11 protein-coding genes are annotated in these 12,032 nt (G+C 62.8%); 4 read left to right on the top strand and 7 right to left on the bottom strand.

The window, feature by feature from the left end; all coding sequences use genetic code 11:
* Positions 1 to 809: 809 nt before the first annotated feature.
* Positions 810 to 1,043: a WGxxGxxG family protein gene (locus DEIDE_RS15535; RefSeq protein ID WP_041227879.1), complete on the top strand. Its 234-nt coding sequence runs from the start codon at positions 810 to 812 to the stop codon at positions 1,041 to 1,043.
* Positions 1,044 to 1,510: 467 nt separating this feature from the next.
* Here the strand turns inward: DEIDE_RS15535 and DEIDE_RS15530 are convergent, their stop codons facing one another.
* Both DEIDE_RS15530 and DEIDE_RS15525 read right to left on the bottom strand, forming a co-directional pair.
* Positions 1,511 to 2,671 carry an acyl-CoA dehydrogenase family protein gene (locus DEIDE_RS15530; protein WP_012695279.1) on the bottom strand — a complete coding sequence of 387 codons (1,161 nt, stop codon included), beginning with the start codon at positions 2,669 to 2,671 and terminating at the stop codon, positions 1,511 to 1,513.
* A gap of 155 nt (positions 2,672 to 2,826) precedes the next feature.
* Entirely contained in the window at positions 2,827 to 4,206 is a 1,380-nt protein-coding gene (locus DEIDE_RS15525) for an MFS transporter (RefSeq protein ID WP_162485703.1), read from the bottom strand.
* 221 nt (positions 4,207 to 4,427) lie between these two features.
* On the opposite strand from DEIDE_RS15525, the gene DEIDE_RS15520 reads away from it, so the two are divergent.
* The 3 genes from DEIDE_RS15520 to DEIDE_RS15510 all read left to right on the top strand — a co-directional run bounded on the left by DEIDE_RS15520 (position 4,428) and on the right by DEIDE_RS15510 (position 7,513).
* Entirely contained in the window at positions 4,428 to 5,312 is an 885-nt protein-coding gene (locus DEIDE_RS15520; protein ID WP_012695277.1) for a hypothetical protein, read from the top strand.
* A gap of 165 nt (positions 5,313 to 5,477) precedes the next feature.
* A complete protein-coding gene (locus DEIDE_RS15515; protein WP_162485702.1) occupies positions 5,478 to 6,455 on the top strand; it encodes an alpha/beta hydrolase family protein in 978 nt (325 codons plus the stop codon).
* Positions 6,452 to 7,513, top strand: coding sequence for an alpha/beta hydrolase family protein (locus DEIDE_RS15510; protein ID WP_012695275.1), 1,062 nt, complete (start codon positions 6,452 to 6,454; stop codon positions 7,511 to 7,513). Before DEIDE_RS15515 ends, DEIDE_RS15510 begins: the two co-directional genes overlap by 4 nt.
* Here the strand turns inward: DEIDE_RS15510 and DEIDE_RS15505 are convergent.
* The 5 genes from DEIDE_RS15505 to DEIDE_RS19810 form a co-directional block, all read right to left on the bottom strand.
* A complete protein-coding gene (locus tag DEIDE_RS15505) occupies positions 7,497 to 8,588 on the bottom strand; it encodes a metal ABC transporter permease (protein ID WP_012695274.1) in 1,092 nt (363 codons plus the stop codon). The genes DEIDE_RS15510 and DEIDE_RS15505 overlap by 17 nt on opposite strands.
* Positions 8,585 to 9,508 (bottom strand): metal ABC transporter permease, encoded by a 924-nt coding sequence (locus DEIDE_RS15500; protein WP_012695273.1) that lies wholly within the window; start codon positions 9,506 to 9,508, stop codon positions 8,585 to 8,587. Before DEIDE_RS15500 ends, DEIDE_RS15505 begins: the two co-directional genes overlap by 4 nt.
* Positions 9,509 to 10,273 carry a metal ABC transporter ATP-binding protein gene (locus DEIDE_RS15495; RefSeq protein WP_012695272.1) on the bottom strand — a complete coding sequence of 255 codons (765 nt, stop codon included), beginning with the start codon at positions 10,271 to 10,273 and terminating at the stop codon, positions 9,509 to 9,511.
* 1 nt (position 10,274) lies between these two features.
* Positions 10,275 to 11,057 carry a metal ABC transporter solute-binding protein, Zn/Mn family gene (locus tag DEIDE_RS15490; protein ID WP_049760559.1) on the bottom strand — a complete coding sequence of 261 codons (783 nt, stop codon included), beginning with the start codon at positions 11,055 to 11,057 and terminating at the stop codon, positions 10,275 to 10,277.
* Between the two features lie 413 nt (positions 11,058 to 11,470).
* The gene (locus DEIDE_RS19810; RefSeq protein ID WP_275040578.1) at positions 11,471 to 11,605 is read right to left on the bottom strand and encodes a hypothetical protein; all 135 of its coding nucleotides are present in this window, start codon (positions 11,603 to 11,605) and stop codon (positions 11,471 to 11,473) included.
* Positions 11,606 to 12,032: the final 427 nt, after the last annotated feature.

Genomic DNA, 12,032 nt, shown 5'->3' with positions numbered 1-12,032 from the left:
ACAGAAGCCTCGTTGCTACGAGCCTATTCGTAAATTGGCAGGCTAGAAAGGGCCAGATACCTAAAAGTAATACCAGCCAGTTCGCCAGAGCCTCGTATGCCCAGCGACGCCTCGCCGTGTTCAGAACTTTCCTGCGTTCCTTATCTTCAGGCAAGCCAGAGAACTGTCGGGGGCGGCCTTCTGGCGATCTGACAGGCCGACAGAGAGGAATCTGAGCCTTCCTGGCTCATCAGGGCATCTGCACCTACGTTTTTTCAGAGCTCCTCGGAAAGTGAAAGTTTCCAGGAAGGTAGGTAATAAGCGTTATGCCGGGGGATGTCGCTTTGAGATAAGGACGCCTCATAAACCGCCACTACACTTCAGCGATGGAAGGTTTGTTTGCTGCGCTGTGGGTGGCTATCACCTCCCTGGCATTCATTGTGTACAGAAGCACTCCGCGGCGCCTGGCGCCACCGTCCATCCACACTCGGACGAAGCCGAAGCCTGACAAAGCTTTGCCGGCGGCTGCTTGGGAGAAACAGGGGACCTGCATAATGCGGGGCCACCATGCCTCTACTGAAGTGCTCCCAGTAGTCACGCCCCTTAACAGACTGCAGATATTACATGACAGTGACTCAGACGAGAGACAACCCACGACTCGCCGAATTTTTCACTAAACGACAGACTAAAGGGGATGGCTGACCAATTCCCATAAAGATTACATTGACTTTTCCCCAAGCATTTCGGGGTGGTCCTTCTGATGAACACGTGTAATGCTGCCTATCCAGGTAGATCGACATTACCGGTCTCTCATTCACGGAGGTACACCCATGAAAAACGTAACAAAGACTGCGCTGTTGGTAGCTGCCCTTGGCCTTGCCCCTGCGTTTGCAGATACTGCGGGCACAGACACCAGCACTGCAACCACAACCACGGAGACTGAAACCGATCGTGACGGGATGGATTGGGGCTGGCTGGGTCTGCTTGGTCTGGCCGGACTTGCTGGTCTGCGCCGCAAGGAGCCTGTCGTGCACTCAAACACGACCACCAATACTCACCGTTAATTCGCGCGAGACTCCGGCGGCCTTCGGGCCGTCTTTTTTTGTAAAGACTCCTTCGAAGCATTACATCCGTAGTACATTTACATAGCTAAGGAACAGAGCTTGTCAGGTGGAGATATCTTTTTTTATCTATCTGACCTGACCGGTGTTGAGAAGGCCGCTGAGATTAACGCCTGACCGCATTCGTCCTCCTTCGTTCAAATTTAAGTTTGTTTCAGGATGAGCCTGGAATGTCTAAGCGTATAAACGCCTGCTCATACGGTCAGATATCGATGTTCTGGCTTTGCTGAAAGCGCTATTTCATCAGAGACAGTGGCAGAAAGAGCAGCGCAGCTGGCTGACCATAGCTGCGCTGCTCTCTTTACTACAAGGGCGCTGTTTCCGTTCAGCGCGCGACCACACCGCATAAGGCAAGACGACCCCCTGAAAACATCCTCAGATAGGGGCATGCCCTCAGCCATGCGTTCGCCTCATCCCAGAGCGTTCAAGCCCGTCACGTCCCGACCTACGATCAGGGTGTGAATGTCATGCGTGCCTTCATAGGTGTCGACGGTTTCCAGGTTGAGCATATGGCGAATCACCGGGTACTCGGTGGTAATGCCGTTTCCGCCGAGCAGCTCGCGTGCCAGCCGCGCTCCCGTCAGTGCGACCCGGACGTTGTTGCGCTTGGCCAACGAAACCTGGGTGGGTGCCATGCGACCGGCGTCTTTCAGTGCGCCAAGCTGCACAGCCAGCAACAGCCCTGCCGTGTGGTCGGTAACCATCCGGACCAGCTTGTCCTGAACCAGCTGACGTGAAGCGATGGGCTGGCCGAAGGTCTGGCGGCCGGTGGTGTATTCCAGTGCCGTCTCATACACCGACTCCAGCGCGCCCATAGCTCCCCAGGCAATGCCGTAACGCGCAGACGTCAGGCAGGAGAGCGGCGACTTGAGGCCACCCGAACCGGGAAGGAGGTTCGCCGCAGGAATGCGGCAGTCCTGCAGCACGATCTCTCCGGTCACTGAAGCGCGCAGGCTCATCTTGCGGTGAATCTTGGGCGTGGAGAAGCCCCTGGCGTCGCGGGGCACGATGAAGCCACGGACCACACCCTCATCGTCCTTGGCCCACACCACGGCGAAATCCGCCACGGGGCTGTTGGTAATCCACATTTTATTGCCGTTCAGGACATAGTCGTCACCGTCGCGACGCGCACGGGTACGCATGGCGCCGGGGTCGCTGCCGCCGTCGGGCTCGGTCAGGCCGAAGCAGCCGATCAGCTCGCCGGAGGCGAGTCCAGGTAGGTATTGACGTTTTTGCTCCTCACTGCCGTAGGTCAGGATCGGATACATCACCAGGCTGCCCTGCACGCTCGCGGCGCTGCGCAGGCCGCTGTCGCAGCGCTCCAGTTCGTACATCATGGCGCCGTAGGCGCTGTACGACGCCCCGGCACCGCCGTATTCCTCTGGTGTGGTTGGTCCCAGCAGGCCCTGGGCACCCAGCTCACGCATCAGTTCGCGCACCGGCAGTTCGCCGCTGTCCCACCATTCACCGATGCGCGGCATCAGTTGTCCGTCAACGTAACTGCGGACGCTCTGCATTACCAGCTGTTCGTCGGGGCCCAGCAGGGAACGGGCCTGAAAATAATCCAGCATAAGGTCTCCTTGAATTCGGGCTCGTTGCCCAGGGATGGATGACCGTTACTATCGCATGTGGCGGCCCTGAGGGCCTTGCGACCGGGTTCGACATCTGCTGTCCGGATCACAGCAGGCACCCCGCACGGTGGCTTCACGTCACCGCCGCGAGCCGCTTACACCTGCCGCAGCCGGGTCGCGGCCACCCACGGCACCATCGAGCCCAGCAGCATCAATCCAAAGGCCAGAGCAAAGGCCGTGGGCAGCGACGGCACCCGGGCCAGCAGCGCTCCTGAAGCGCCGGCGGCCAGCGCCACCATCAGCACCTCGATATTGGCCAGCTGCCCGGAAAGCCGGCCCGCTCCCCCGGCCGGAACACTCGATAGGGCGAGCAGGCTGTTGGCGTTGTAGGCCACGCCCATGCTCAGTGCGGTCACGCACCAGCCCAGATAGGCGCTCCACAGAGGCCACACGCCCATTGCTGAAAGTGCCGTTACACCCAGACCGAGGCTGATCAGCACAAGACCTGCACGGATACGAACCGGGCGGCTCTCTGGACCAGAACGGCGTTCCAGCTGGTCAGTGACCCACGACCCCACAGTCCAGGCCACGCCGCCCACGCTGAGCAGCACCCCAGCCTGTGTGAGGCTCAGGCCGCGCAGTTCGTGCAGCGCCAGGGGCAGAAAGGCGTTGGCGCCCAGCACCGCGAACGCGGCAAATCCACGCAGTACCAGGGCTGACGGCAGACCCCGGGCCAGCCGTCCCATGCCTCTGGGAAACAGCGGACGTGCGCTGAGCAGTGTCCCGGCCAGCCCCGCACCTATCATGACCGCTCCCGGCAGGTCAGCGCGGCGCAGGCCCTCAATCAGTGCGCCGGCGGAGATGGTCAGGGCCAGGGCCGGCCACAGCGTGCGGGGATGACTGGCTGTGGCCGGCTCTTCTGCTGAACTTTGCGGCGCAGAGGCTGGCGCGCGCAGCGGCAGCACGCAAAGCGGGCCGGCCAGGGCCAGCACCGGGATCAACCCCCAGAACACGGTCCGCCAGGACCAGTGGTCGGCCATCAAGCTGGCCAGCAGCGGACCGACCAGGGCTGGCAGCAGCCAGGCGCTGGACACGGCCGCCAGCATCCGCGCACGTCTGGCTTCCGGGTAGCGGGCCGTGATCACGGCAAAGGGCAGCGCTCCCAACCCACCTGCTCCCAGTCCCTGGATGAAGCGGCCCAGCACGAAGGCTGGCATGTCTGGTGCCAGCCCCGACACCAGCAGTCCGGCGGCAAACACGCCCAGGGAAATCCCTGCCCCCAGGGCGAGGCCACGGCGGTCACTCAGCAGGCCGCTGACCACCGCGCCAAACAGGCTGGCCAGCAGAAAGGCGCTGGAGGCCCAGCCATACCAGCTCAGGCCCTGCAGCTGGTTGGCCACCCGGGGCAGGACCGTGCTGACGGCCATGGCCTCGAAGGCGACAATCAGAATTACCAGCAACAGGCCTATGCTGAGCGCCTGAGGCGGCGCCTCGCCATCGGCGGGGCTTGTACGGGTTAAAGTCACGCGCCACATGCTACGCGCAGCAGACGGCTGCTGGCCCCGGAGTTCTTCGTGGCATGGTCTCGATGCTCGTGAAGTGCGCTGACAGCCGCGCCGCAACGCGCAGAGCCAGTCAAAATATGTCATAATTAAGGCCATAGAATTCTGTTTTATACAGAATGCTGTTGCGAGTCGAGGCACGGTGCACAAGCGTCCCACTACGGACCATCACCCAGATCACGAGAGGGAATCCTATGACCAAAACTACCCGCCGCAAGGCGACCCCAACTGAACCCGTTACTTCCAGCGTCAACCCCCTGGCCCGCTTTGCAGAGCTGGTGGCCACCGCAGGTCTCCAGAGTGACGTGCAGGCGCTCGCCGACAGTGGCGCCGACGACACCACCCTGGAGGCCCAGCTGACTCAGGAGCTCCGCCTGGCCCATGACCGCTGGGGCCTGGGGCTGCTGCACCTGCAGCACTCTGCGCGTCTGATTCACACGGACGGTGTGCCCAGTGACATTGCTCTGCTGGTCGACGGTGCGCCGCGCGCTCAGCTGTCCGATGGAGCGCGGGCTATCGCCGGCACCTATGCCAGCATGCAGGCGCCAGGGCCCGAAGGCCGCAGTGAATGGGGCATTCTCCCGGAAGGCCACCGCGTGACCCTGCGGCCCGGCCTGGGCCAGCTCCGGGTTCTGATTGAGGACGCCCGTGATTTTGAGACCCACTGGACCCCGGGTGCAGCCCAGACCTGGACCCGCACCTGGCGCCAGGGCGAGACGCTGGCCGTAGAAGTCCACCGGCCTGCCACGCCTGCCACGGCCCTGGCTGACGCCGCCTGGGACGTCATCACCTCTATCAAGGACCGCACCTTTCAGCGTGAACTGATGGAGCGCAGCAACCAGGTGGGCATGCTTGGCGCCCTGCTCGGCGCCCGCCACAGCGGCGCTGGCGACGCCCTGAACCAGCTGCCTGAAGCCCACTTTGCCGTCAGTTCCGCCGTGGTGCGTGAAACCGGTCGTGAAGGCCGTGAGGTGGACCGCTGGAAAGCCATGCAGCGCGAGGCGACCGAGACTCTGGACGAACTGCAGAAGGCCGCCACACGCCGCCTGGCAGCCGTGTTGAGCGGTGGCCTGCGCTAACGCCCGGGTAGCTATCGCTCCCTGACCTGTCCCCGGCGCTCTGCCGGGGACTTTTCCATGCATCACCTGGATACGGAGCTTCTGAGCGCTTTCCCAGCTTTTTCTCAAGAACAGAACCGGCATCGCGTTTCCATCGGACTGCGCAGCGCCCCCTACGCTGACCGAATGAAATTTCACGTGCTGCCTTTTGTGCTGCTCGGACATCTCCTGAGTGCCCCCGCCCTGGCGCAGAGCGCGGCCGCCCTGGCCAGGGTGGACGCCGCTGACCTGAGTATCGCCAAGGCCCGGTCCAGGGCCTATCCCGGCAGCGCCCTGAAGGTGGTGCGAACACTGAATGCCGGGGTGAACTACAGCCGTCAGGTGGTGTCGTACCAGTCCGAAGGACTGACCATCTATGCCCTGCTGACCGTTCCGGCTGGTCCACCACCCAAAGGGGGCTGGCCGGCCATCGTGTTTAATCACGGCTACATTCCGCCCAATGTCTACCGCACCACCGAGCGCTACGCGGCTTACCAGGACGCTTTTGCACGAGCGGGGTTCGTGACCCTGAAAAGTGATTACCGCGGTCACGGCAGCAGTGAGGGCGAAGCGTTGGGCGCCTACTACACGCCCGGCTACACCACCGATGTCATGAATGCCCTGAGCAGTCTCAAGAAAGACCCGCGGGTCAACGCCGCGCGAATCGGAATGTGGGGGCACAGCATGGGCGGCTTTCTGACACTGCGGGCCATGGTGATTGACCGGAGCGTGAAGGCCGGCGTGATCTGGGCCGGCGTGGTCGGGAATTACGACCAGATGATGAACAGCTGGAACAACCGCCCGCCTGCCACGATTCCGCAGCGGGTCCTGAACCTACGGAAGCAGGCCGTGGCCAAATATGGAACGCCCGACAAGAACCCCGCCTTCTGGAATTCGCTTAGTGCCAACAGTTTTCTGAAGGACCTGGGAGGCCCGGTACAGCTGCATATCGGAGCCGCCGACGCCGAGGTTCCAGTGGCCTTCCATAACAGCCTGGCCCAGCAGCTTCGCAGGGCCGGGAAATCCGTGCAGCACTACGTGTATCCCGGAGACGACCATAACCTGAGCCGGAATCTGGGCGTGGCCCTGCAGCGGAGCGTAGCCTTCTTCCGCGACCGGCTGTGAGCGCGCTGCTTCGGCTGATCGCCGTGCTGCTGGTTCTGGGGGGCGCCTATGTTGTTGTGACCCGGCCGGACACGCTGCCATTTTCCTTACCTTGGCAGGCGTCCGAACCTGGCGCACCGTCGCCCGGTACACCGGGCCCGACTGACGGCAGCACCCTGCGCACCGATCCCCTGGGCCGCGTGACCGACGAGGCCATTGAAGCGTTTGTGGCGCGGCAGCCCATCAGTCTTCAGGCCCTGCGTGCCAGGAAGTTTCCCGGCAGCGCCCTGAAGGTGGTGCGAACACTGAATGCCGGAGTGAACTACAGCCGTCAGGTGGTGTCGTACCAGTCCGAAGGACTGACCATCTATGCCCTGCTGACCGTTCCGGCTGGTCCACCACCTAAAGGGGGCTGGCCGGCCATCGTGTTTAATCACGGCTACATTCCGCCGGACGAGTACCGCACGACTGAGCGCTATGTGGCCTATCAGGATGCGTTCGCACGGGCCGGGTTCGTGACCCTGAAAAGTGATTACCGCGGCCACGGCAGCAGTGAGGGCGAAGCGCGAGGCGGCTATTACGACCCCGGATATACGGTCGATGTGCTGAACGCCGCCGCTAGTCTCAAGAAAGACCCGCGCGTCAATCCGAAGCGCCTGGGATTGTGGGGCCACAGCATGGGCGGGCAGCTCAGCCTGCGGGCTCTGTTGGTGGATCCTGACCTCAAGGCGGCGTCGCTGTGGGCCGGTGTGGTGGCTGGCTATGACGTGCTGGCGACGGACTGGAAGCGGTCGCCACAGACGCCGCCTCCAGTGATCGACGGTCTGAACCGGCGCTACCTGCGGCTGCTCAGCCCCAACAGCGCCTTAGAGGACCTGCGCGGCCGCCCCATACAGCTGCATCACGGCACGGCAGACAAGGACGTTCCCTACAGCTTCCAGAAGGCTCTGGCCAACGACCTGCGGGCGGCTGGGCAGCCGGTCGAGGCTTACCGCTATGAAGGAGACGACCACAACCTCAGCCAGAACCTTGGGGTTGCGCTTCGGCGCAGCGTGGCCTTTTTCAAGAAACATCTCTGAATGAGGCGTGCTGGATCAGCCGGCCCTGCTCGGTCAGTTCGAAGCGCCCACTGCGTTCGACGAGCCACCCGGCGCGCAGGGCGTGCGCCAGGGCCGGTCCGACCAGCGCCGGCGTCCACTCCAGGCGGCTGGCCAGCTCAGACACGGTGGGCGCCAGGGTCTGCTCATGCAGGGCCGTGAGCAGCAGCCGGGCGCTGAACTCCTGGCGCTGACGCGAGCGCCGCTGTTGGGTGGCAACCAGACCCTGGAGCGGCGAGAACAGGACGCAGGCCACGAAAATCACGCCCAGCACGGTGGCGATCATGCCAGCAATGCTGCTGTTAAGCCACAGAGCCAAGCCATACCCGGCAGCGCTGGCCAGCACTCCGATGCCCGCAGAAAGCCACAGCATGACAGCCAGTCGCTGCGTGAGCAAAAAGGCGCAGGCAGGCGGAATAATGACGAACGCCACGATCAAAACGGCGCCCACGGACTGAAAAGCCCCCACGGTGGTGAACGACAGCAGAGTCATCAGGGCGTAGTGCAGGGCGGCGGGGACAAAGCCCAGGGTGGCCGCGAGCCCAGGATCGAACGTTGAGACTTTCAGCTCCTTGAACAGCGCTGTGACAAAGATAAAGTTGAGCGCGGCCAGGCCGCCCATCAGCAGCAGAGACTCTGGGACTTCTCGCCCCCCCAGCACAAGGGTGTTGAGCGGGGCGTAGGCAATCTCCCCGTACAGCACTGCGTCGAGGTCCAGGTGGACGTCGCGGAAATACAGCGAGACCAGAATGACGCCTACCGAGAACAGCAGCGGAAATACGACCCCGATCGCTGCGTCGGCTTTCAGGCGCCCGCTGCGCTCCAGCAACTGCACGCTGCCTACAGTCAGCAGCCCGACCATGGCGGCTCCCACCAGGGCCGGCAGGGTCGCGCTGCCTCCCGAGATCCAGAATGCTCCCACGATTCCGGGCAGGACCGAGTGGCTGATGGCGTCACTCATCATGCTCTGACGGCGCAGCACCAGGAAGACGCCGAGCAGGCTCCCTGCCACGGCGACCAGCGCGGCGGTCAGGATAATCACCACGTCGGGGTTCATGGCTGGGCCTCGGGGGTGGCGCGGGTGTGCCGGCGCAGTGCCTGTGCCCGGCGGCGGTGAGCCAGTCCGGCCCAGACCAGACCACGGCGCGGCGCGAACAGCAGCGACACCAGCAGCAGTACGCTGGCGACCACAATAATCACCGGCCCGGTGGGCAGGTTGGCCGTGCCGGCGGAGATCACTGCCCCACTGACACCGGCGGCGGCCCCGAACAGTGCACTGAGCCCCAGCATATGTCCCAGGTGATCGGTCCACTGACGTGCCGCGGCTGGGGGCGCGATCAGCATCGCAGCCATCAGCACCACGCCCACGGTCTGCAGCCCGATCATCACTGCGACCACAGCCAGGGAGGTCAGGAGGGCCCCCAGCCGCCCTGTGGGATATCCGAGGGTCGCGGCGTAGGTCGGATCGAAACTCAGGAGCTTGAATTCCTTGAACAGCAGGGCCACCGTTCCGAGCCCGACTGCAGCCAGAACCGCCATGGTGGTGACGTCGGCCGCCACGATGGTGGCCGCCTGTCCGAACAGGAACTTGTCCAGTCCAGCCTGGTTGGCATTGTCGCCTCCCTGGATATAGGTCAGCAGCGTGATGCCGAAGCCGAAGAATCCAGAAAGTACTGTTCCCAGCGCTGCATCTTCCGACAACCTGGTCTGGCGCAGGACCGCCAGCACCGCCAGCGCGCCCAGCCAGCCACTCAGGCCGCCGCCCAGCAGCAGCCACAGCGGCGCCTTGGTCCCGGTCAGCAGAAAGGCGAGGCAGACCCCTGGCAGCGCGGCGTGGGCCACAGCGTCGCCCAGCAGGCTCTGCCGCCGCAGCATGGTAAACCCACCGATCACGCCGCCTGTAATGCCCAGCAGCGCACTGCCCAGCGCCACGTTCCGCAGGGTGTAGTCGGTCAGCAGTTCGGTCAGGCCGCCCACTTAAGCGCCTCCGGTGGCAAGCAGGTCACGCAGGAAGCGGGTCCGGGCGCCGTACGCCCGTTGCAGCAGTTCCGGCTGAAACACCTCATTGAGCGCTCCGTTGGCAACCACCTCGACGTTCAGCAGTGTCAGATGGTCGAAGTAATCCCGGACCGTATCCAGGTCATGGTGCACGACGATCACCGTCCGGCCGGCCCGCTGCAGGTCCTGCATCACATCCAGGATGGCCCGTTCGGTGGTCGCGTCGACGCCCGCGAATGGTTCGTCCATCAGATAGACCTCGGCGTCCTGGGCCAGGGCCCGTGCCAGAAACACCCGCTGCTGCTGCCCACCGGAGAGCTGTGAGATCTGACGCCCGGCGAGGTCCGCCAGGTGGACCCGCTCCAGCGCGTCCATGGCCAGCTGCCGCTCAGCCCGCCTTAAGCGCCGGAACCAGCCCACCCGGCCGTACAGTCCCATGCTCACAACATCCAGCGCGTCGGTCGGAAAGTCCCAGTCCACGCTCGTACGCTGCGGCACGTACGCGACTCTATGCCGGACCTGTGCCAGAGGTTCACCGAAAAAACGAACCGTTCCGGACGCCACCGGCAGCAGGCCCAACGAGGCCTTGAGCAAGGTGCTTTTGCCCGCACCGTTGGGCCCGACAATGGCACACAGCCGGCCGGCCGGAAACGTCACATCCACGTCCCAGAGGACAGGCTGTTCGTGATAGGCGACCGTCAGGTCACGTACCGTCAGTGGAGCTGGTACAGGTCCGGCAGTCATGTCATTTCCCCCTTAAGGCGCTGCTGATTGCACGTGAGTTATGGCTGACCCTACCCAGGGAGAATCCCTGAGGTGTGCCACGACTTCCCAGAGCGTCGCTGAACAGCTGACCACCAACCCGGACCCGGTGTCCCTGGTCCCGGACTGCTGCGACCACGGCTTTAATGGTCCGCTGGGGCACGCTGCTCTTCACGAACAGGGCGGGGATGCGCCGCTGAACCACAAGGCGCGCAACTTCCGGAATATCGCGCGTTCCGGCTTCCGGGGCGGTTGACATCCCCTGCACGCCGCGAACCTCCGGTCCATACCGCTGCCCGAAATAATTGAGCGCATCATGCGCAGTCACCACCACCCGCTGCTGGCGGGGAACAGCCTGCACGAGGGCCATCACCTCCTTATCCAGCGAGTTTATGTGGCGGAGGTGCGCGGCCGTGTTGCGGTGAGAGATCGCGCGGTCTACGGAACCGACGGCGCTCAAGGGTTTACGGGTGGTTGCAGCCATTTTCCACAAGCTCGCGTCGAACCACACATGGGGGTCGTACAGCCCCTGAACACTGCCGAATCCCCCGGCCAGCCGGTATTTTTCCAGCAGTTCCGTCACCTTGCCTTTCAGGTGCAGCCCCGAGCACAGCACCAGATCCGAGCTGACCAACTTGCGAACATTGCGCGCTGTCGCCTCATACAGATGTGGATTTCCAACAGTGCCCATTAATGCAGTCACGGTGACCCGTTGTCCTCCAACCACCCGTGCAAGGTCACCAACCATATTGACCGTGGTGGTCATTTTAAAGGCCCGTCCGCGGAGGTGCGCCCGGCGCAGGTCACCGACCTGGGTCCCTGTTGCGGATGCTGCGGCCGTACTAGCCAGAAGGCAGAGGCTGCAAGAGAGAACACGAGAAAACATGTTTTAGGTTGTCCTAAAACTATTGTTCTGTCAATGTTTAGGCACTGTTTGAACTTGGGAGGTACCCGAGCACTTTTCTCGGGAACCGCCGCGAATTTCCTGATATGCCGCAGGAATAAAAGCCCAGAAGTCTTATACCTGAAGCGTCTATTCTAGAAAGAGCCGGCCCAAGCAGGCGCATATGAAGTTGCCCAGCGTGTCGTTTCATGGGAGCTGCTTATGATTCACCGTCATCCCACAGCACTGTCGCGGCGGCTGAGTTGTCGTTGATATCGTTGCGCGTAAACCGGTACTCAGTGAATCTCGAAGCTTGCTGCTTCTGTCGGCCGCGACAGGTAGTACCCCTGGGCATGGGTGCAGCGCAGCCCCTGCAGAACGCCGAGCTCACGCTGCTCTGCGACGCCTTCAGCCACGACACTGATAGCCACTGACCAAAGCGCTGCTTTTTCCTTTGGCAAACTTGGTTCCCTGGCTTCTTTCATCGGGCTGATTCGGGAAGGACGCACAGCCAAGCCAGAAGAACTTTGTGGGTACAGAGCCTTAGTGAGCCGTCAAGCAGCTCAGAAGCGACAGGCGGTCGCCGTTGGATGTGTCAGGTTAAGAATGCTTATGGGCTGTCTCTATACACCTTGCATGAGAACCTCATATGTCTGTCCGGTACATCCGTGACGCTGTGCAGAAGCCGTCAGTCCCCCGGCTCGTCGAAGACTTATTGTTCGGCACTATTAACAAGCAAGCGATTCACTCCCTGCAAGGGAGAAGCCCGTGCGTAGGTCCGTCCCAGGAAGCTTTCTTCCATCAAACTGTCCGACTTTTGGGCTGACCTCCTCAGGGAGCACTAGGACGAGCATAGAA

Source organism: Deinococcus deserti VCD115 (assembly GCF_000020685.1).
Lineage (GTDB): Bacteria > Deinococcota > Deinococci > Deinococcales > Deinococcaceae > Deinococcus > Deinococcus deserti.
This window is presented reverse-complemented; position numbering and strand designations above follow the sequence as displayed.

Excerpts from the sequence above, each read along its gene's own strand:
- DEIDE_RS15535 (WP_041227879.1), top strand. The coding sequence starts at position 810 with ATGAAAAACGTAACAAAGACTGCGCTGTTGGTAGCTGCCCTTGGCCTT.
- DEIDE_RS15530 (WP_012695279.1), bottom strand. The coding sequence starts at position 2,671 with ATGCTGGATTATTTTCAGGCCCGTTCCCTGCTGGGCCCCGACGAACAG.
- DEIDE_RS15525 (WP_162485703.1), bottom strand. The coding sequence starts at position 4,206 with ATGTGGCGCGTGACTTTAACCCGTACAAGCCCCGCCGATGGCGAGGCG.
- DEIDE_RS15520 (WP_012695277.1), top strand. The coding sequence starts at position 4,428 with ATGACCAAAACTACCCGCCGCAAGGCGACCCCAACTGAACCCGTTACT.
- DEIDE_RS15515 (WP_162485702.1), top strand. The coding sequence starts at position 5,478 with ATGAAATTTCACGTGCTGCCTTTTGTGCTGCTCGGACATCTCCTGAGT.
- DEIDE_RS15505 (WP_012695274.1), bottom strand. The coding sequence starts at position 8,588 with ATGAACCCCGACGTGGTGATTATCCTGACCGCCGCGCTGGTCGCCGTG.
- DEIDE_RS15495 (WP_012695272.1), bottom strand. The coding sequence starts at position 10,273 with ATGACTGCCGGACCTGTACCAGCTCCACTGACGGTACGTGACCTGACG.
- DEIDE_RS15490 (WP_049760559.1), bottom strand. The coding sequence starts at position 11,057 with ATGACCACCACGGTCAATATGGTTGGTGACCTTGCACGGGTGGTTGGA.